Consider the following 20,280-nt stretch of genomic DNA (forward strand, 5'->3'; position numbering starts at 1 on the left):
AGCCGATGGTCAAAGCCCCGGGGGTAACTGATCGAGAAGCGCCAGTTGGCAGGTTTCCCCAACCGGGTCAAACAGGATGACAACCTGTCCGCGGCGTATCTGCTCACGAACCTGTTCTTTTTTGTCGTCAAAAGAGTAGTTATAGTCGCCGTAATCGGTGCCTTCACGGCTGACAAACTCTTCGATAATACCGTCCAGGGCGTCGGCAGAAAGGCGGTCGTAGGGAACGCGGATGACACCCTCTTCTGGCGCCTGTCCATCGCCAGAGTGAAAGTCAGATGGCAAAAGCACCCTCCCGCTCCCACTCACAACTCATACGCAATTCAGCATCTGAGGGCTGATGTCCATGCTCTGCTTGCCAGTTGAATGTGTGCTTACCAGAGAGTTCGGTTTCCAGGTGAACCGTGGCGGAAACCCAGTGCATCGCTTTCAGCAGACTTTCGAACTGGCGCAACCAGCTTTCCCACTCATACTCTACAGCACGATAAGAGGCAGCGAAGTGAATGATCTGAGTCTGGTAAGCGCCACTGAAAATATCATCGCCTGAAATTGAAAACATCTCTCGCTTAAGTAGGGAGAAGTCATCATCCAAACCGACAGGTAAGGTTTGGATCGCTCCCCAGTTGGTGCGGCGCTCGCGACGGGCTGCGAGATCTTCTGTGGAAGGAATATGGCGAATCACGCCGTAGACGATCGATTCCTGATCAAACTGAGACACGAGCTTCTCTCAATGCTGACTAAGGTTTTGATGATACCCAAAAGTTGCTCCGACAGAAACTGCCTGAGCAACTATGAGTGGAATCATACAAACACCATTCAACGCCCGACAACGTCTTGAATACGCATACGAACATAGCTACCGGGGGCATCTTCTATGGCCGCCAGCGGGCCGTCTCCCGGTTCCCGGGCGGGTACACGCTCTGCACCACCCTGCTCCTGAATCCAGGCCTCCCAGTCCGGCCACCATGAGCCACGATGGCTCTCGGCGCCCTGGAACCATTCATCACTGTCTTCAGGCAAGGAGTCGTTGGTCCAGTAGTTGTATTTGTCGGCGGCTGGAGGATTAATAACACCTGCAATATGACCTGAGCCACCCAGGACAAAACGTGGCTTTCCACCAAGCACTTTGGCGCCTTCGTAAGAGGCTTTCCACAGAGCAATATGATCCTGGGACGTCGACAGGAAATATGTTGGAATTTTAACCGCAGAAAGATCGATTTTTACGCCATCGACTTCCAATGCATTCTTCTCGCGCAGAAGATTATTCAGATACATGTTGCGCAGATAGTACGAATGCATCCGCGCAGGAAGATTCGTACTGTCCGTATTCCAGTACAGTAAATCAAATGCAGCCGGGCGCTCGCCCTTCAGATAATTATTCACAAAGAAAGACCAGAAAAGATCATTCTCGCGCAATGTATTAAAGCTGAAAGACATCTGACGGCCATCATAATAACCGAGCATGTCCATTTGTTTTTCCAGCCCAGCAATGGTCGTTTCGTTAATGAATACACCAATTTCTCCCGGCATCGAAAAGTCGATCAGTGTCGCAAGAAAGGTGGCCGACTTAATACGTTCTTTGCGCTTTTTCTTCAGGTAAGACAGAGTCGCCGATAACAGAGTGCCGCCGAGGCAGTAACCGATCGCGTTAACATCTTTTTCACCAGTAATCTGCTCGATCACATTCAACGCCTCTACCGGGCCTTCCAGCAGGTAGTTATCAAAACCTTTATCACGTAATGACGGGCCGGGGTTAACCCACGAGATAACAAACACCGTATGCCCCTGACCTACCAGCCAGCGAAGCAGCGAGTTATTCTCACGCAGGTCCATGATGTAGTATTTGTTGATAAAAGGCGGAATGACCAGAAGTGGGCGCTTGAAAACTTCTTCCGTTGTTGGCGAATATTGAATCAGCTGCATCAGCTCATTCTGGTATACCACCTTTCCTGGCGTCGTTGCTACGTTCACACCCACCTGAAAGGCCGAAGTATCCGTCATAGCAACATTTAATGCGCCATTCGCACTGGCCTCCAGATCTTCAGTTAGTTGCTCGATACCGTGAGCGAGGTTCGCTCCTCCGGTTTCGAGCGTTTTATTGATCACATCAGGATTCAGGCCGGCAAAATTGGAGGGTGCCATCGCATTTGTATACTGACGGATCAGGTATTCAACTTTACGTCGTGCGTTATCGCTGAGGCCGTCTGTGTCGTCAATCATCTTTTTCAGGGTATTTCCCTGAATAAGGTAAAGCTGCTTCAGGTAATCAAAGAAAGGGTTCGCTTCCCATTCAGCATTCCTGAATCGTTTATCGCCTTTTTCTGGCTCAACGACGGGCTCAACCTCTTTGCCCATCAAGCGAAGCACAGTGTACTGAAATAACGCCTGCTGCTGTTTAAGCAGATCCATCTGGTCATCGATAAGTTTATCCGGGTGCTCCATCATGGCTTCGCCCAGCTCTTTAAGGGCTTCTGAGAAATCGTTCAATACACACGCTGCCGGGTCTTCTGCTGAGGTCGGCTGCTTTATGAATTTTTCCCAAACTTTGCCGGTATGCTCCGCCGCCTGTATAGCCATATCATAATAATCGCTAACTGCAGCCGTCAGCTGCTCAGACACATCACTCATCGACGTTCAATCTCCATGCAATTAATAAACAACTCAGTTAGTAAGACGTCCGATCAAAAAAGGCCACCGCAAAGGGTGGCCTTATCTACTGCAGCCGCCAGATTAAGCCGCTTTGGCTTTCGACGCTGCAGTTTTAGCTGTTGTTTTCGCAGTCTCTGCCGCAGTGTTACGCATCTCTTCCATGATGCCTTCCATCTGGGTTTTGAACTCCATAGTCATGTCAGACAGTGTTTTAACGTCTTCCATGATTTTCTTGTTCATGCCAGATGCAACTTCAGCCTGAGACGACGCGAACGTACGCATTGATTCCAGGTCCTGTACATCAGCCGCAGATTTCATCTGGCTCAGTCCCATTTCAGCGTAGCTCTTAACCGCGTTGATCTGATACTCAGTCAGCTTCTCCATGTTTTCAACGAACAGACTGTTGAACTTCGACATAGGCGCGTACATCGTTTTTGCCTGTTCAGCGAATGCATTAAGAATATTCTCTTGCATGGTCTTGCTCCTTCAATGGTTGGTAAGAACAACTGTCACTTCCACATGCTGCAGAAGTAACATTACACTTGGGTGACAGCCGTACGATTAAAGTAGCAGTCACAGCGGTGATTGCACCCCTTCAACCGCACCGGAATGAGCAAAGCTTACATTGCCCGTCACTGTGTCCGAATTTATCCAATTAAGTCAGTCTTTGGACTGTCCAGCCATCATCATAGACATCAGATTCTGCTGAAAATTGGTCATTGCACTCATGCCTTTTTCCATCATTGGCTGGTAGACACTCATAGGATCGTATCCATCTTCTCCCGCCTTCATTTTTTCCATCATTTGTTCAAACACATCTGTCTGAAATTGCTGAACGTCGGGTAAACCAAGCAGACGACGGAATTCTTCTGGCGTCATATCGAATGTGACATTCACTTTCATTTCGTGTTCCTTTTTGTGGTTATTGGCGGCTCTGTCGCTGCTCGTCAGGGGACAAACTAAGCCAGGCTACGACCGCACCGGCCACAGATGCGCCCCCTGCAAGCACAAATACCAGCGTGCCACCCAGCGGCTCCCAGAGCAAGCCACTGACCCAGGCACCAACTGCACCTCCTAAGCCAAAACTGACACTGCTGTACAATGCCTGTGCGCGACCCTGAAGATGATCAGGGAAAAGTGCCTGAACGTAACGCATGGATACGGCATGCATCACGCCAAAACTGAACGCGTGTAAGATTTGCAACAGCAGAAGCACCCAGAGAGATCCGATAAGGTATCCGGTCAACGTCCATCTAACGGCCGTCAGGGCCAGACTCAGAACAATCCACGCCCTCCAACTGAGAAGATGCATGATGCGTCCGAACTGCCAGAACAGAATGACTTCGGCAATTACCCCGACTCCCCATATCACACCGGTCAGACTGGCACTGTAGCCGGCCTCCTCCAAATAGATACTGAAAAAGGTGTAATAAGGGCCGAAAGAAAGCTGAAGCAGGACATTAAGAAGAATAAAGCCGGCCACAGGGCCCTGAAGCAATCGTCGCCAGAACTGCTGGTCCGTCGGACTATCAGGTTTGACCGGATGGTTAACGTGTGGCATCAGCCAGGCATTACCGACGATGCAAAACATGAGTGCCCACATCACCGCAGGTAGCACTGAGATACTCAACGCCTGAAGCACCGCACCCAGCAATACGACACTGACGATAAAGCCAACCGACCCCCACATGCGCACACGACTATAACGATCAACTTGATTCGACAAAGACTGCATACAGAGCACTTCGTACTGCGGCAGCATGGCTGCCCAGAAAAAACCATAGGCGATCATTACTGCAGCCACGCCGTAGAAGCTTTGTGTGACGTAGATCAGAGAAAAGCAGACCAGGGTAAGAAGACCAGCCAATCGCACCATCTGAACCGGGCCACGGAATCGTTGGCTCTGCGCGGCCCACATATTGGGGGCAAGAATTCTGACAACGCCAAACAAGGCCATGAGGCTACCAATTTCGACCGCAGTGAACGAGAGGTGTTTCAGATACAGGCCCCAGAACGGAGCAATACACCCCAGGAGTGCGAAGTACAGGGCGTAAAATAAGGCGAAGCGTGACGGTGAAACTGGCATCAGCGGACGACCAGACATACGTATGAGGTGAAGATACCAGCGGTCATGAGTGCCCGCTGGTAGTCGAAGTGCTTATCTTGATGTTTATTCCGGCGCCTGGCCTGGAATCACTGGCGTAGTGCATACAACATCGGCATTCTGGCCACGATCACGCATCAGGTGATCAAGCAGCACGATGGCCATCATGGCTTCGGCAATTGGTGTCGCACGAATACCAACACACGGATCATGACGACCTTTCGTGATGACCTCGATCGGATTACCGTCAGTATCTACAGAGCGCCCCGGCAGAGCCATGCTCGAGGTTGGCTTAAGCGCAATATGCGCAATGATGTCCTGTCCCGTAGAAATTCCGCCAAGTACGCCACCCGCATGATTACTCAGGAAGCCTTCTGGCGACATTTCGTCCCGGTGCTCAGTGCCTTTCTGTTCGACAACATCAAAACCGTCGCCAATTTCTACGCCCTTCACTGCGTTGATACTCATGAGTGCGTGAGCGAGATCCGCATCGAGGCGATCAAAGATCGGCTCACCGAGACCCGGCTTTACGCCTGTTGCTACGACGCTGATGCGGGCACCAATAGAGTTACACTCTTTGCGCAGCTTATCCATGTACTCTTCCATTTCTGGCACTTTACTCGCGTCAGGACAGAAGAAAGGATTGTTGTGAACCTCGTTCCAGTCGAAGGCCTCAGCCTTAATTGGACCAAGCTGAGAAAGGTAACCACGGACTTCAATGCCCTTTCCGGCAAGCACTTTCTTTGCAATCGCGCCAGCAGCAACACGCATCGCGGTTTCGCGTGCAGATGAACGACCACCACCACGATAGTCGCGGAAACCATACTTCTGCGTGTAGGCGTAGTCAGCATGTGCGGGGCGGAAGGTTTTGGCAATGTTCGAATAGTCTTTAGAGCGCTGATCTGTATTTTCGATGATCAGACCAATCGGAGTACCCGTGGTCTTGCCTTCGAAAACGCCAGAAAGAATCTTCACCTGGTCAGGCTCGCGACGCTGAGTCGTATGACGCGAAGTTCCAGGCTTACGACGATCCAAGTCAGCCTGCAGATCTTCTTCAGTCAGTGGAATACCCGGAGGGCAACCATCAACAATAGCCCCAAGGGCAAGTCCGTGACTTTCACCGAACGAGGTGACTGTGAATAATTTTCCGAAAGTGTTACCAGACATAAGATTTCCGTCGCAGCGCTCACGCGCCTGTTGTTAATTCTTCAGTTAATACATCAAGGTCTGAAGCTCTCAGAACACAGACACCGTGCCCACCATGTTCAAACTCGGGCCACTCAAAAGCCAACTGTGGGTATGCCGCCTGCAAGGCCGGGAAGCTGTTGCCGACCTCCAGAATGAAGATACCGTCGTCCGTCAGATACTCCCGGGCCTCCGCCAGCATAATTCTGACCAGATCCAGACCATCATCCCCGGCTGCCAGTGCAAGCTCAGGTTCGTGGCGGTATTCCTTCGGCAACTCCGCCATATCATCGGCATCGACGTACGGAGGGTTCGACACAATGATGTCGTAACGCCCGGATGCCGCAGAAAACAGGTCAGACTGTAATGCAAAGACACGATCGTCAACGACGTGCAGGCCAATATTTGCCTCAGCGACTTCTAAGGCCTCAAACGAAATATCGAGCAGCTCCACCTGAGCATCGCCGAACTCGTGCGCACAAGCGATGCCGATACAGCCAGAACCTGTGCAAAGATCCAGAATACGCGCAGGCTCTGCACCTTCAGGGAGCCAGGGCGAAAAACGCGCCTGAATGAGTTCACCAATTGGTGAGCGTGGCACCAGAACCCGCTCATCGACCAGATAGGGTTTACCACAAAACCAGGCTTCCCCCGTCAAATACGGTGTCGGTACTTTTTCGTATATCCGCTGACTCAGCAGGTCGATAACACGTTCCCGCTCGGACCGGGTCAGCTTCGAAGACCGCCAGTTGTCCGCCAGCTGCCATGGTAAGTTTAGTGCGTGCGCAACCAGATACAGCGCTTCATCCCACGGATTGTCAGTACCATGCCCATGATAAACCTCATGTTCCGCCATCCGACTCACAGCCCAGCGCACAAAATCCTGCAACGTAGACAGTTCATTGATAGCTTCCTGAGCAAGTTGGTCGAATTTCATCAGGTCTGGCCGTCCAAAAAAGGCGCTATTGTATCAGGATCAGCAGCGGCGCTCACCATAGAGACTACTGTGGCCGTGCTCGAACGCATCAAGCGCGTCGTTAGCAATCTGATAGCCCAGATCAACCATCTCCTGTGCACGATAAAATTCGTACATTTCACAGCTTTCAGTCGGAATACGGATCAGCAGATCAGGCGGATACCCTGCCGTCTTAAAGCGACTCAGAGAAGACTGCATGACCTCAAACATACGGGTCAGGGTCTCCAGTTTTCCCAGATTCTCATTCGCTTCTTTACGGGCTTCATTCGTGCGCTTACCAAGCCACTCAGAAGCACGATCCATAACGGTATTGAGCCAGGCTTTCTTTTCGCTTTCAGATTCCGCAACATCTCTTACGAGGTTCTGTGGTGTCGGCACATCCGAATTGATATCAACGGCAATAATCAGGTCAGCATGAGCTGACACGCACGGGGTAATAGGTAAAGGGTTCAATACCGCGCCGTCCACCAGCATCATTGTGTCAGTGATGACGGGTTCAAGAATGGTTGGAATCGCAGCAGAAGCACGCATCGCTTCGACCAGTGAACCCCGCTGGAACCAGATTTCTTTTTCATGCTTCAGATCAGTAGCCACCGAGGTGTAGGGAATATTCAGGTCTTCAATATTGATCTCGCCGAGAAGCTCACTGATAACACCGTAGACTTTCTCAAGCTTGATAGCACCACCGGATAACAAGCTGAAATCCACAAGTTTAAGAACGTCGATATAACCGAGACTGGTGACCCAATCACGATACTGGGGAAGTTTTCCTGCTGCATAAAAGCCACCAACAATGGCGCCCATTGAGCAGCCGGAAATTTTCACGATATCGTAGCCACGCTCTTCAAGCGCCTGGATAACGCCTATGTGGGTATAACCACGTGCGCCACCGCTCCCCAGCGCGAGAGCGACGGTTTTCTTTGACTGCTTCATCGGATTTTCGAGTCCTATCGCCAGGCCAGAGCTGGCATTTATCTGCTTTAACGGCCCGGCCAGAACGTAAAGCGAACAGCCGGTCGGCGGTCCGCCGCAGGGGCTGGAGTTAATGCACCCAGCGCTCTGACATCAATGCCCGGTAACGCTTTGCGTACCTGCTCGGCCAAACGTTCGGAGCATTCTAATGTGTCCTTGATATGTGCACCATCATAACAATGCACCATCAAGTGTAAGCGTGTCTTCAGACCAACAGAGAGGCCCTGAATAGCATCGAACAGAATCTGGCTTTCGGTAACGTTCACGCCACGACTGTCTGCTACAAAGCCCGGAAGCCAGCCCGACGTCACGGACAATGATGCAAGTACTTCGTCCTGGGTGACCTGACCGATTTTCAGGGGTGCCCGTGTGACTAGCTGATCAATCAGAACTTTCGGCTGACGCCCGCCACGCATGGAGATATACACCATGGTCAGTTTCTGGGTATCAGCGTATGGCTCAATGGTTACGAAATACGCCTGATCTTTGTCGCGGCTGACCAGGCTGGACAGATCAAACACGTCGTTTGCCCAGAAGTTACTGCTTCCGCAATCGATACCAATACACTCATAGAGCGTTCTCTGGCCATCGGTCTGACGCCGGAAGTACACTCTCACCTCTTCGAGACTTACGCCGTCCGGCAAATTATACACGGTACGCTCACGTTCTCCGGAGACACGCAACTCACGCTCTCCAAATGTATCCGCACGCTGGTGCTTCAGTTCAGAAAGTACAAGCCTGTAACGCGAAACACTCTCTTCAGAACGTTCGATTAATTCACTGTCGGGGAATGGTGGCGGTGCTGCAGATGCACCAGAGGGCATCATAGAAGCGAAAACTACCGCCAGAAGTAGAGGGTAAAACCGGATGTAGCGGGCAAAGAGAAGCATAAGCAACCTGTTATGTGACACTCTGCCCAATGTATCAGAATCTCAGGCTGGCACCCAGCTGCCAGTAACCGTTTTCAGCCGGGTCTGCACTGACTTCAACTCCGGTACTGTCGGTCGCTCTGATCGTACGATTTCTTAGCTGACCAATCTCGGCATTCAGCCACACGCCATTGCGCCAGCGAAACTCTGCACCAACCCCCATTCTCCAGTTCGTATAAGAGACGGTCGTTACCTTTGCTGGGGTCAGATCATCGACTTCTTCTTTCCAGTAACCACCGTCAGGATAGAAGCGGGCATAGGTTGAGAACTCCTGACTCCATCGGGTCTGAATATTCGACTTGGGAAAACCCAACCACATTTCAGTATCGGAGGTCAGCTTGGTGGCCAGCGCCAGAAGCGGCCGGGGTTTGCGGTCGCCAAATTTACGGTCAACCACAATACCGTATTGCCAGAAGGTCGTGCGGCCCGTGTAAGTCCGGCCACTGACCTCAACGTTCAGATTGAGATTCTCAGTACCAACAGCATCGAGGTCCGTCATGACGCCGGGCTCAGCCATCAGGTGAAACTCAGTGCTGCCAGTGCGTTTCTGTCGGTATTTAATTGGCACAGATAACCAGATGTATTCACCCTCTGCGGCATTCGCGCCTTCCCAACGGAATTCAGTTAACTCCAGAGACACATCAGAAGTCAGAGATTCTGTGCCACGGTCAGCCCGCTCAAGCGGCAATGAAATCGCAACGGTGCTGGTCGCAAATCGTGTACCTACGCCGCTGTCGGGCGCCCCTGAAATTTCCTGCCCCCATTGAAAGGTGGACGCATTTGCCTGAAGTGCTGCCAATGACAGCAGCAGGCTAGTCGTTATTTTTCGCATACAAATTTCCGATAATCTCTTCAACACGGGCAAAACTGCAGAGTTGCCCAGAGGCTGCTTCCTGTTTACGGGCGATATCGGTTGCTGCAAGAACATCAGCAACGAGTTTCAGATCTGCAAGAGCCTGCCCGCGCACTCCAACCTCTGCCTGACTTTCAGTGTAGTCGGCAATAAAGTCATATGCGTCAGATTCGGCACGTCGACGAAGAGGATCTGTCGGTTTACTCAGACCATTGAGTACATCACGTACTCCGGCAAGTGCGAATGCGCTCTCATGATCGCCCGCCAGCAGCGCATCGCGAATAAGAAGAGCCAATACATCCGCTGAACGACGGACGAGAGAATGAGGAGTGCCGGTGGTTGGTATCGACGCCACCGGCTTCTGTATATGTTCAGGCAACCAATTCAGCATACTGCATCCTCCACTGAAGATGAGGAGGATTCAGCAATTAGCAAGCCAAAATAACAAATCCTTTAAAAATCAGATAGATAAAAAGATATGCGGTCGTTTCTTACCGCACAGTGTCAGTTTACTGCCGCTCTGATTTTCCGCTGTTTCCGTCAGCAGCCCGGTTCCGTCGTGTAATATGCGTTCGGACGCTGCGAACACCGAGCAGCACCAATAACAGCACCACAGGCATCGCTACGCCCTTCGCCAGACTGACATCGATAGGTACCCCTACCGCTTTCAGGCCATTAAATGCTATTTCCAGCAACGACAACAGATAGTAGCCGATAGCAACCACCGAGAGCCCTTCCACCGTCTGCTGCAATCTCAGTTGCAACTGACTGCGACGGTTCATGGAGGATAACAGGTGCTGATTCTGCTCCTGAATCGACAAGTCGACTCGTGTTCTCAGCAGACTTGTGGTCCGGTGAATACGACGCGACAAATCCTCAAGACGATCCCTGACCGAGTTACAGGTTTTGATGCCTGGCGTCAGTCGACGCTCAAGGAACTCCTGCAGGCTCTGAACACCATCCATTGGGACTTCCTGCAGCTGTTTGATTCTGTCTCTGACCAGATCGTGGTAGGCCACTGAAGCTGAGAATCGGAAGTTTGTGTCAGAGCGATGGCGCTCGACTTCTGCCGCCAGATGCGACAGTTCCTGCAGCAGCTCGCGCTCATCTTTGTCTTTGTCGATTTCTGAGATACTCAAATTCAGAGTCGCCAGATTGTCCTCGATACGTGACAATTCTGCGCCCATTTCCCGGGCTACAGGCAGAGCCAGCAATGACATCAGGCGGTAAGTTTCCAGCTCACACAACCGCTGTACCATGCGACCGGCCTGATAAGCATTGAGATCCCGGTTCCAGGCGACGATACGCCCAAATCCGTCGCTATGAAGCTTAAACGCGGTCCAGACCTGGGCTTTATTCTCAGCGACTTCTGAACCAGACACACGCTGACCTTCGAACCAGCGCTTCAGGTCAACGTCACTGGGTTCGGATTCAACCATCACCAGATTAACGGCTACGACTAATTCTCCGGGCATGCTGGCTAGCCAGTCTTTAGGAATAAACGCCAGAGCATCGTCAGAAAACGGGGCTGCGTCTTTGCTGATAAAGGTGAAGTTCGCAAATTCCAGATGGCGTTCCCAGCGCAGCTCAAACCCACCAAAATCCTGATACAAGCAACTGGAGTCGTTACCCGGAGCCGGCACACTATAACGACGACATAGGTCATTTACGTGCTCGAGAATTTCTTCACGATTGTTATCGAGCATCACTGTAAAGTGAGTGACCTGACAACCGCCCTCAATGATTGGCGATGGACGGTTGTGCAATTCTTCGTAGAGCGATGACCTTTGCGGGTGTACGCGCAGCGAGACCGCCGGAGCGCTGATCTCGGGCGTGCCCGCCTCACTCGCTATTTCCTGTATCGCATGTTTCATTGGGTTCTCCTGATGTATCTGCTCATCACTCGGGGCTGACACGCGCTCTCAGTCAAGTAATTCACTGAGCGGTATATCGAAGCGCTCTCCGAACTCTGAACTAAAGTCATTTTGCCATTGGCGTAATTTCACCAGCTTTTTGGCATCTCCGGCATTGGCCTTACACAGCTCCTTCAATGCCTGCCCGGCAAAGAACTCAGAGGTTTTAATGGTCTCAGGCGCCCGAACCCAGGCCCAGCGCCCCTCCTCCGTGAATACAACCCAACCCGACTTGCGAAATTCATTAAGCATATTGGTAACTCGCCCTGCATCGACGTCACCCAATTGGCGCCGGATATCCAGCTCGCGATTTAGAGGTTCACCACTCCGGGCTTTGATCAGAATTTCTGCCAGTCGCAATCGCTCATTCACCGGATGACGCCCTGCACCAGGCCGACGATAATGGCTCAGGCCATAGCTCAGCTCAGCCCCCAGTAGCAGAAGCATCCAGGATACATAGATCCACAACAGAAACAGCGGAACGGCAGCAAACGCGCCATAAATCAGCTTATATGATGGAAAAAGCCCCAGAGCGCCACTGAACAGAAACTTGCCCAATTCAAAGGCCGAGGCAACGATAATGGCGGCTATCAATGCATGAGGCACGGGTACTTTACAATTAGGCACCATCAGATAGACCACGGTCACTGCGCCGATGGTCAGTATCCACGGGATAAGCCGCGCTAGTATTGTCAGAGGCCCACCGGGAGAGCTCTCCCAAAGCGGCATCGACGCCAGAACAGAAGATGTGGCCACTCCGGCACCAAACAGCAGCGGACCGAGGCTCAATACAGCCCAGTAGCGGAAAAATGTCTGAATTTTCGAACGCGAACTTTCAACGTTCCAGATTCGGTTGAACTGTCCTTCAATGGTTTGCAGCAGGAAAATACAAGTCACAAATAAGGCGGCGATACCGATCCAGGTCAGCTGTCTTGCCTGCTCACTGAACTGGCGCAGGTAATCCGTAATCACTTCACTGCCCTGCGGCAGAACATAGCTAAGCAGTTGCTGGTTCGCATCCTGCCCCCACTCCTGCAGCGTCGGGATAGCACTGAGTATCGAATAGCTGACGGTGATCACAGGCACCAGAGCGAACAGTGTGGTGTATGTCAGAGCAGCAGCTTCCTTGCGACGCTCCATGCTTTCGAAACGCTTGAGTGTCTGCCATAAAACGCGTCCGACATGGGCTGGTTCAGGGATAAAACTCGGCTTCATAGGTATCCTTAGCGGGTATCCTTGTTACAATGGCGACCAAATGACTGTCTACCGGAATTCAGAAAAAGCATGAGCGATATTACCATTTATCACAATCCCCGTTGCTCCAAGTCCCGCCAGACACTGGCGCTTTTACAAGAAAACGGCGTCGAACCAACGGTGGTCGAGTATCTGAAAGAAACACCCGATGCAGCGACCCTGAAAGCGGTCATAGATAAGCTCGGCATTACGCCGCGTGAGCTTCTTCGAACCAAAGAAGCCGAATATAAAGAACATGGTCTGAATGATAAAAACGTCGCTGACGACGCCATCATTCAGGCGATGATCGCATCACCCAAGCTTATTGAGCGCCCTATTGTGATCAAGGGTGACCAGGCTCGCATCGGCCGTCCACCAGAGCAGGTACTGGAGATTATTTAATGGCTACGCCCTACGTTCTGGTGCTTTATTACAGCCGCCACGGCAAAACTGCCGAAATGGCTAAGCTGATTGCACGAGGTATCGAATCAGCCGGACTGGAGGCCCGTTTACGCACTGTGCCAGAAGTCAGCCCGGAATCTGAAGCCACTGCGCCGGCAGTGCCAGATGACGGCGCAGTCTATTGCACTCTCGACGATATCAAGCACTGCTCAGGTCTGGTGCTGGGTAGCCCAACCCGCTTTGGCAACATGGCAGCACCACTGAAATATTTCCTCGATACCACCAGCAACCTCTGGCTGACGGGCGCGCTGATTGATAAACCTGCCAGTGTGTTCACTTCTACTTCGTCCTTACACGGCGGCCAGGAAACCACCCTGACTTCGATGATGACGCCATTGATGCATCACGGGATGGTCATAGCAGGCCTGCCGTACAGCGAGGCCGGTTTATCCACAACCTCCTCAGGCGGTACCCCTTACGGCGCTACGCATTGGGCGGGCCCGAACGGTGATCGCGAGTTAAGCAAGGAAGAAATAGGACTTTGTAAAGCTCAGGGGGCACGTATGGCAACACTGGCTAAACGACTGTCAGGAGCGGAAGAATGAAGTCAAACCGCGCCTGGTGGGCGATGGTGCTCTGTTATCTCGGCCTCTTCGGTCTTTTATTGGCAGGAACTTACGCCAGCGCACCGGAACATGTAAAAGGCGATGAGGATATTCTCGGAGCTACACTGATGTTCTGGCTAGTGAAGTGTATCCCACTGCTGCTATTCATTCCGGGCATCATCAAGAAATCGCATTACGCAGCCTCCTGGCTTGCGTACATGGCCATGTTCTACTTCGTTGTGATTATCGCAACAGGAGCTGGCACCTGGATGTGGCTTCAGGTTCTGACCATAGCGCTGATGTTCATCGCTTCGCTGATGTTTACCCGCTGGAAGAAAGCAGAAGAACAGGCTTAATCTGCGATCAAAGCCTGCTCACTACGAATGGGATGACATTACTCGTCGTCCCACTCTCCGTCCGTATCATCGTCGGCAATCTCAGTCGTAACCGTGCTGCCACACTTTACACACTTACCGTCGATATAAACAACGCCGCCCATTTCGTACTCAACCGGGTCTTTCATTCCCAGGTCCACTTCCATGCAGTCATTGCACCAGGTTTGCGTCAGAAAGGCTTCCTGATCTTCTTTATCGCGCGCGTAAAAATCCCGCTCTGTCCGTTCCATTGTCTACTACACTCTTAAACAGGCCCATCGGCCCTACCAAAATTACGGGACTGTGTCATACATGACACAGAGACCCAGACCTATATTCGTATTCTATTCTGATTAGGCAGATCGATAAACGGAAACTCCCATGAGAAGCGCGAGTATCTGAGTGGCGAAGGCCTGTATGACGTTTTCCTGGCCTCTGACCGTGGCGATATCGTTTACAAAGAACAGGCGACAACTTCCTTGTGGGTGGCGATCATCTACTTCGTTCTGAGATGCGAGGATTTCAGGAGGCTCCAGACGAGTTTCTGAATGCGCTTCCAGACAATGCTGTCCCGAGTTCAACGCGGGATGCTATCCGTCAGCGCGGTTCCCTGGTTGGTTACCTCCGCTTAAAAACAGATGTGATTGATTCGGCCAGCTCTGGAAGCAACGGAACACTCTGTTTCGCTGCATATCCCTCTCTTTATCACTCAATTCAGTACCCGCTCGGATAAGGCACTTTCAATCCTAAAGCGTGTCCGTTATAAGAGTCTGTAAACTTCAATTCTTAATGGTCAGGTACTTATGGTCACGCTTCATCATCTTGAAAACTCGCGTTCACAACGTATTCTCTGGTTGCTCGAAGAGCTGGGTATCGAATATGAAATCAAGCTTTATAAACGCGATCCTAAAACAAACCTGGCTCCTGATGAACTCAAGGCGATACACCCTCTGGGTAAGTCTCCGCTGATTACCGACGGTGGAAAAGTCGTCGCGGAATCCGCAGTAATCGTAAACTACCTGATCCGTAACTACGACAAAGACAATCGTTTCAGCAGCACACAAGATAGTGATGCAGCTCAGCAGACTGAATACTGGCTGCACTTTGCTGAAGGCTCATTGATGCCGTATCTGGTGATGAGCCTGGTATTTACCAAAGTGAAGACGGCCCCTATGCCCTTTTTTGTTCGACCGGTAGCCAAAGGTATTGCTGATCAGGTAATGAAAAGCTTTATCAGTCCGAACGTTGAAAACTCCCTGCGCTTTATCGAGGATCACCTGAGTAAAAATATGTGGTTCTCCGGAGACGAAATGTCTGCCGCTGACTTTCAGATGATATTCCCTCTGGAAGCAGCCATGACCCGCTCCGATATTGCGTCTAAATTACCCGCGATCAATGCCTGGGTTAAAAAGGTACACGCACTTCCGGCTTATCAGAATGCACTGAAAAAAGGTGGCCCATACGATTACGCCTGATCGTAAACTGACATTATGATGAATTTCTTCAAGAAGACCTGGCTCGTCTGGATTATAGTCCTGACAGGCTGTGCTACGGCAGGCCTGCAGTCCTTAGACACCAATGAATTGTTCGGTAAATCGCTTATCGTAGAGCGCAGAGCTGACTTCAACGCTGAAGAAGCTTCCTGGTTCAGAGAGGAAGTGAAGCCTGTTCTCGATCAACGTTGCGTTGTCTGCCATGCCTGTAACGATGCACCGTGTCAGTTAAAACTGACATCCGCTGAGGGCATTATGCGGGGAGCGAATCCGCAGAAAGTTTATCACGGCACACGCCTGACCGCTGCCGAACCAACCCGGTTAGGTATCGACGCAGACTCAACTGCTGAGTGGCGACAAATGGGTTTTCACTCTGTACTCAACGAGCGAACTCAAAGTCCGGAGGTAAACCTCGCCAACTCGCTCATTTATCAAATGCTGGCACTCAAGAAAAACGCGCCAGCACCTGAGAATGCACTCCTGAGTGATGACTACAATCTGGCTCTCAATCGTTCTCAATCTTGTCCGACGCGCGAAGAGTTCAACGAGTACGCAGAAGAACACCCGAAATGGGGAATGCCGTATGGCCTGCCTGAAATCAGCGACAGCGAGTACAACACCTTGGTGCAGTGGCTGAGAGCCGGCTCGCCGATGTCTCAGCCGGAGCCCCTTTCCGATGAAACCAAAGAGACCATCAAAGAATGGGAAACGTACCTGAACGACGACAGTCTGAAACAGCAACTGGCCAGTCGGTATATGTACGAACACCTCTTCCTGGCCAGCCTGTATTTTTCAGATGAACCGCTTTTCCGTGGAATCGATCCGAAACAACGGCCAGAAAACTTCTTCCGGCTGGTCCGTTCGTATACCCCACCGGGTCTCCCCATCGAGGTTGTAGCAACGCGTCGCCCATATGACGACCCGGGCGTGAAGCGTATCTATTATCGATTAGAGCGTATAAAAGAAACCATCGTAGCCAAAACTCACATGCCTTACCGCCTCAACGATGAGCGCATGGAATGGATGAAGTCGCTGTTCAACGAGCCAGACTATGAAATTAGCAGCTTGCCGGGATACGAAGTTCATATCGCCTCCAATCCCTTTATCGCCTTCCACGATTTACCGGTGAAATCCCGTTATCGCTTTATGCTTGAAGAGTCTGAATACATTATCCGTGGCTTTATCAAGGGGCCGGTTTGTCGCGGGCAAGTTGCGTTGAATGTGATCGACGATCATTTCTGGGCCGTATTTATAGACCCTGATGCGATTGACTCTGGTGAGCTCGCAGATTTTCTCAGCGAACAAAGCAATAACCTTCGTTTGCCGGGCGAGGCAGAGAGTAACGCGGGTATTCTCAGCAACTGGTTGAAGTACTCTGATCTGCACAAAGACTACCTCGAAGCCAAGAACCAAAAAATGATCGAGCACTTCCCTGAGGGTAAGGAGCTTGACCTTGATCTTATCTGGGATGGCGACGGACACAATCCGAATGCGGCACTCACTATTATGCGCCATTTCGACAGTTCCTCTGTCGAACAAGGCTTCATTGGGCAACCGACCAAAACCGCCTGGGTCGTGGATTACACTCTGCTTGAGCGCATCCACTATCTGTTGGTCGCTGAATTCGATGTCTACGGTAACGTCGGCCATCAGCTGATGACCCGTCTGTATATGGATTTTCTGAGAATGGAGGGCGAACACAACTTCCTTACCTTCCTGCCTCAGAAAAAGCGGATTGAACTGGCCAATTACTGGTACCGGGACGCCAGCGATGAAGTCGATGAGTATCTGGTCAATTATGAAGACTCGGTTATTACCGATCCGGGGATTGAATATCAGACTCAGGAACAGAAGATCGAACTGTATGGCCTGCTGAAGACCCACCTGAAAGGCGCCACCTCTATGCGCTACGAGTTGTCAGGTGCCGTCACTCCTGAGCGGCTTTCAGCACTCTTACCGATCAATGATGTTGTGGGTAAGCAAGCCACACTGATGCCTGAGATCTCATTCCTTATGATCGATCAGGTGATGGGTGACCCTCAGGTATTCACGCTGTTGAGAGCAAGCGGCCACAGCAACCTGACGGGCCTGCTGTATGAGGAGAACAATCGTCTTCCGGAAGAGGATTACCTGACGATCGTACCTGGGCTTCTTGGCACTTATCCAGCGGCCATTTACCGTGTACCTGAGTACAGGTTAGGTGACTTTATCTCTGGCATTAAGGCGCTTGAATCAGAGGAAGACTACAAGTCGCTGGCAGGGCAGTTCGCTGTCCGTCGCACGTCACCAGACTTCTGGCAGAAGAGTGACGAGCTGCATAGCTGGTTCCGTAAGGACAGTCCGCTGAACTACGGCGTGCTTGATTACGCTCGTCTTGAAAACCGGTAAGACGTCAGGCTTCAATACTTCTGAGGCACGGATGCCGGAGTATTGGTATTAAAACACCAACAAATCAAACACCCACAAAAAAGCCGCATCAGATGCGGCTTCTTTGTGTTCTTGCACAACCGTTAGGCTGCGACTATCTACGCGCGATAACCCATACCGCGTGAATGATACCTGGCAGATAACCCAACAGAGTCAACAGAATATTCAGCCAGAATGCCCCACCAATACCAACTTGCAGAAACACACCAAGTGGGGGTACCAGTACTGATAGTAAAATCCGGATAAGATCCATGTCTTACTCTCCATCATAATGAACGTAAAGATATAGATGGCTTATCCGGTCTGAAGTTCAAACTGTTTTACAGGCCAGCACTGCTGAGCAGGTTCTCGATGACTTCTTCATCTGGAATGCGGAAACTCGAATTCGAGTGAACCACCTTACCTTCCGGGTTAATCATGTACTTGTAAAAGTTCCAGCGAGGGTACTGGTCCTGACTGGCGACCTCTTTGAAAAGTGGGTGAGCATTCTCCCCCTTCACAGGTACTGTCGATAACATGGTAAAGGTGACGCCAAAGTTTTTGAAACAGACTTCAGCGGCTTCTGCCTCGTCCTTTGCTTCCTGATTAAAAGAATCAGAAGACACACCCAGAACGACCAGTCCGCGATCCTTATATTTCTCATGAATCGCTTCAAGATCGCCAAACTGATCGGTAAAGCCACAGTGACTCGCCGTATTCACAAGTAATACGGGCTTACCGTCCGTCACATCACACAGATTCAGCATCTTACTACTGTGAAGCTGTTTCATCGTATGGTGATAAATTTCCGGGCAGGATTCTGGATAGCTACCTTCACTTTCTTCGGCCTGAACACTGATGCCTGCAAAGGTTAACGACAGCGCACCGATAAAAAATAACTGCTTGAGTGAATTACGCATGGTTTTCTCCTCAATGTGGTTATTAAGAATAGCAAAAACGCTGACAGGTAAGGAACAGGCCGTCCGGGCGCTGACATGATATTATCCGGCCACATTTCGTACACGCCGCTGAGGCGTGATGTCAGGAGATAGTATGGCGCTCAAGCACTTCATCACTCACAAAATAGCTAAGCTGGAAAAAGAACCAGCAGCCACTGTGACCTACAGCGACCTTGAGGGCGAAGTAGGTGAAGATACTCTGTCGGGTTACTACCAGCGTTGTGCCTCTCAACTGAAGGGTATTCTTTTACAGCGTAGCGGTAAGCGTTACGGTGTGTTCAATCCCGAATCGCCAGCGTTCAGCGCGCTTATCCGCAACTGGCAGAAAGAAGCCATGCCGTTTTCGAGCTGGGCACGCAAAGCCATTGCGCACATCAGCGCTAGCCTCGACAGTACCGACCTTCTTGTAGACGGCTATATCGCAGTATTTCACGAAGAGCTGGCGGATGCCGACAAGCTCTATATCTTCCACCTGCGCTACAAAGACAGCGTGACGGTCGATGCTAACCTCAACCTGTCAGAAACCCGCTACCTGGACTTCTCAAATACCGGCTTTGGTGTATGCATCAATCTCACCGACTGGGCACAGGATGAAGACGCAAAGTACATCACCTTTTCTTTTGGCCGCGGTGACCGCCCTCTCCAGAACGCTATCCTCGACGCTATCGGATTCACGGATACCCTGAATACGACGGCAGAAACAGAGGAATTCCTTGAGATCGTCGACTCCTACAGCCGTACACTTCCCGAGGAACAGGCGTTTGAATATAAGTCTAAGGTAGTCGATTACTGTATAGAGCAGGATCTACGTGGCGAACCCGTCGTCTTCGAAGAGCTGGAAAACCACCTCGCCAACGAGACCAATGCAAAACCTGCAGAAGCATTTTCACATTATGTGATAGAGAAGAAGAAAGAGCGTCGTAAGCAACCCACTCCCGCAGGCGCCACTCCCGAAGAACTGGTCGCAGCCGGCGCTCCCGTGGCAGAGGTTGCCGATGCCGTGAAAGCAGAGCTGATTCCAGACCGTAAGAAACTCAAAGGATTTATTCGCTTCAGTGGAAAGAATAAAGATCTGAGTCTAAGCTTTTCGGCTGCCCTGCTGGGTAAAGATATTGAATTCAATCCTGCGAACAAATCTCTTCTCATTCACAAGGTGCCAGAGAGCCTTCTCAAGCAACTGTCTGCCAAAAGCACTGATAGCGAAGACTAAACATAAAAAAGCCCGGC

23 protein-coding genes are annotated in these 20,280 nt (G+C 51.2%); 6 read left to right on the forward strand and 17 right to left on the reverse strand.

What is annotated here, in order from left to right; genetic code table 11:
- Window positions 1-9: 9 nt before the first annotated feature.
- From AC5E51_RS02225 to AC5E51_RS02290, 14 genes are all read right to left on the reverse strand, one after another.
- Complete coding sequence (locus tag AC5E51_RS02225) at window positions 10-285, reverse strand: YheU family protein (RefSeq protein ID WP_297532172.1); 276 nt, start codon at window positions 283-285, stop codon at window positions 10-12.
- On the reverse strand, window positions 275-718 hold the full coding sequence (locus AC5E51_RS02230) for a hypothetical protein (protein ID WP_491778035.1): 444 nt from the start codon (window positions 716-718) through the stop codon (window positions 275-277). The genes AC5E51_RS02225 and AC5E51_RS02230 overlap by 11 nt, the downstream gene beginning before the upstream one ends.
- Before the next feature lie 98 nt (window positions 719-816).
- Window positions 817-2,628, reverse strand: a complete 1,812-nt coding sequence (phaC, locus tag AC5E51_RS02235; protein ID WP_491778036.1) for a class I poly(R)-hydroxyalkanoic acid synthase — start codon at window positions 2,626-2,628, stop codon at window positions 817-819.
- Window positions 2,629-2,730: 102 nt separating this feature from the next.
- Window positions 2,731-3,123: a phasin family protein gene (locus AC5E51_RS02240; protein ID WP_068436212.1), complete on the reverse strand. Its 393-nt coding sequence runs from the start codon at window positions 3,121-3,123 to the stop codon at window positions 2,731-2,733.
- A gap of 186 nt (window positions 3,124-3,309) precedes the next feature.
- Window positions 3,310-3,552: a DUF6489 family protein gene (locus AC5E51_RS02245; RefSeq protein ID WP_491778037.1), complete on the reverse strand. Its 243-nt coding sequence runs from the start codon at window positions 3,550-3,552 to the stop codon at window positions 3,310-3,312.
- A 19-nt stretch (window positions 3,553-3,571) separates the two neighbouring features.
- Window positions 3,572-4,735 (reverse strand): MFS transporter, encoded by a 1,164-nt coding sequence (locus tag AC5E51_RS02250; protein ID WP_491778038.1) that lies wholly within the window; start codon window positions 4,733-4,735, stop codon window positions 3,572-3,574.
- Window positions 4,736-4,819: 84 nt separating this feature from the next.
- Window positions 4,820-5,920: a chorismate synthase gene (gene aroC / locus AC5E51_RS02255; RefSeq protein WP_068441201.1), complete on the reverse strand. Its 1,101-nt coding sequence runs from the start codon at window positions 5,918-5,920 to the stop codon at window positions 4,820-4,822.
- 19 nt (window positions 5,921-5,939) lie between these two features.
- Complete coding sequence (gene prmB, locus AC5E51_RS02260) at window positions 5,940-6,875, reverse strand: 50S ribosomal protein L3 N(5)-glutamine methyltransferase (protein WP_491778039.1); 936 nt, start codon at window positions 6,873-6,875, stop codon at window positions 5,940-5,942.
- 39 nt (window positions 6,876-6,914) lie between these two features.
- Complete coding sequence (locus tag AC5E51_RS02265; protein WP_076515992.1) at window positions 6,915-7,847, reverse strand: patatin-like phospholipase family protein; 933 nt, start codon at window positions 7,845-7,847, stop codon at window positions 6,915-6,917.
- A gap of 47 nt (window positions 7,848-7,894) precedes the next feature.
- Window positions 7,895-8,776: a DUF4892 domain-containing protein gene (locus tag AC5E51_RS02270; protein ID WP_076515990.1), complete on the reverse strand. Its 882-nt coding sequence runs from the start codon at window positions 8,774-8,776 to the stop codon at window positions 7,895-7,897.
- Between the two features lie 34 nt (window positions 8,777-8,810).
- Window positions 8,811-9,647, reverse strand: a complete 837-nt coding sequence (locus AC5E51_RS02275) for a hypothetical protein (RefSeq protein ID WP_491778040.1) — start codon at window positions 9,645-9,647, stop codon at window positions 8,811-8,813.
- On the reverse strand, window positions 9,628-10,059 hold the full coding sequence (locus tag AC5E51_RS02280) for a hypothetical protein (protein ID WP_068441210.1): 432 nt from the start codon (window positions 10,057-10,059) through the stop codon (window positions 9,628-9,630). The genes AC5E51_RS02275 and AC5E51_RS02280 overlap by 20 nt, the downstream gene beginning before the upstream one ends.
- A gap of 118 nt (window positions 10,060-10,177) precedes the next feature.
- Window positions 10,178-11,542 (reverse strand): DUF3422 family protein, encoded by a 1,365-nt coding sequence (locus tag AC5E51_RS02285; protein ID WP_491778041.1) that lies wholly within the window; start codon window positions 11,540-11,542, stop codon window positions 10,178-10,180.
- 48 nt (window positions 11,543-11,590) lie between these two features.
- The gene (locus tag AC5E51_RS02290; protein ID WP_068441215.1) at window positions 11,591-12,796 is read right to left on the reverse strand and encodes a YihY family inner membrane protein; all 1,206 of its coding nucleotides are present in this window, start codon (window positions 12,794-12,796) and stop codon (window positions 11,591-11,593) included.
- A gap of 69 nt (window positions 12,797-12,865) precedes the next feature.
- On the opposite strand from AC5E51_RS02290, the gene arsC reads away from it, so the two are divergent.
- The 3 genes from arsC to AC5E51_RS02305 are packed head-to-tail and all read left to right on the forward strand — an operon-like array spanning window position 12,866 to window position 14,177.
- Window positions 12,866-13,216 (forward strand): arsenate reductase (glutaredoxin), encoded by a 351-nt coding sequence (gene arsC / locus AC5E51_RS02295; protein WP_068441218.1) that lies wholly within the window; start codon window positions 12,866-12,868, stop codon window positions 13,214-13,216.
- Window positions 13,216-13,821 carry an NAD(P)H:quinone oxidoreductase gene (wrbA, locus tag AC5E51_RS02300; protein WP_068441220.1) on the forward strand — a complete coding sequence of 202 codons (606 nt, stop codon included), beginning with the start codon at window positions 13,216-13,218 and terminating at the stop codon, window positions 13,819-13,821. Before arsC ends, wrbA begins: the two co-directional genes overlap by 1 nt.
- Complete coding sequence (locus AC5E51_RS02305) at window positions 13,818-14,177, forward strand: DUF2069 domain-containing protein (RefSeq protein ID WP_068438024.1); 360 nt, start codon at window positions 13,818-13,820, stop codon at window positions 14,175-14,177. Before wrbA ends, AC5E51_RS02305 begins: the two co-directional genes overlap by 4 nt.
- Before the next feature lie 38 nt (window positions 14,178-14,215).
- Here AC5E51_RS02305 and AC5E51_RS02310 read toward each other — a convergent pair whose 3' ends face one another.
- Window positions 14,216-14,446, reverse strand: coding sequence for a hypothetical protein (locus tag AC5E51_RS02310; protein WP_068439062.1), 231 nt, complete (start codon window positions 14,444-14,446; stop codon window positions 14,216-14,218).
- Between the two features lie 552 nt (window positions 14,447-14,998).
- Between AC5E51_RS02310 and AC5E51_RS02315 the strand changes: the two genes are divergently transcribed.
- Both AC5E51_RS02315 and AC5E51_RS02320 read left to right on the forward strand, forming a co-directional pair.
- Entirely contained in the window at window positions 14,999-15,670 is a 672-nt protein-coding gene (locus AC5E51_RS02315) for a glutathione S-transferase (RefSeq protein ID WP_068441227.1), read from the forward strand.
- Window positions 15,671-15,685: 15 nt separating this feature from the next.
- A complete protein-coding gene (locus AC5E51_RS02320; protein WP_491778042.1) occupies window positions 15,686-18,076 on the forward strand; it encodes a fatty acid cis/trans isomerase in 2,391 nt (796 codons plus the stop codon).
- 133 nt (window positions 18,077-18,209) lie between these two features.
- Here the strand turns inward: AC5E51_RS02320 and AC5E51_RS02325 are convergent, their stop codons facing one another.
- On the reverse strand, window positions 18,210-18,368 hold the full coding sequence (locus AC5E51_RS02325) for a YqaE/Pmp3 family membrane protein (RefSeq protein ID WP_076515971.1): 159 nt from the start codon (window positions 18,366-18,368) through the stop codon (window positions 18,210-18,212).
- Window positions 18,369-18,435: 67 nt separating this feature from the next.
- A complete protein-coding gene (locus tag AC5E51_RS02330) occupies window positions 18,436-19,014 on the reverse strand; it encodes a glutathione peroxidase (RefSeq protein ID WP_068441235.1) in 579 nt (192 codons plus the stop codon).
- Window positions 19,015-19,147: 133 nt separating this feature from the next.
- Between AC5E51_RS02330 and AC5E51_RS02335 the strand changes: the two genes are divergently transcribed.
- Complete coding sequence (locus AC5E51_RS02335) at window positions 19,148-20,263, forward strand: nucleoid-associated protein (RefSeq protein ID WP_297532206.1); 1,116 nt, start codon at window positions 19,148-19,150, stop codon at window positions 20,261-20,263.
- Window positions 20,264-20,280 lie beyond the last annotated feature (17 nt).

It is taken from the genome of Thalassolituus sp. (assembly GCF_984348125.1).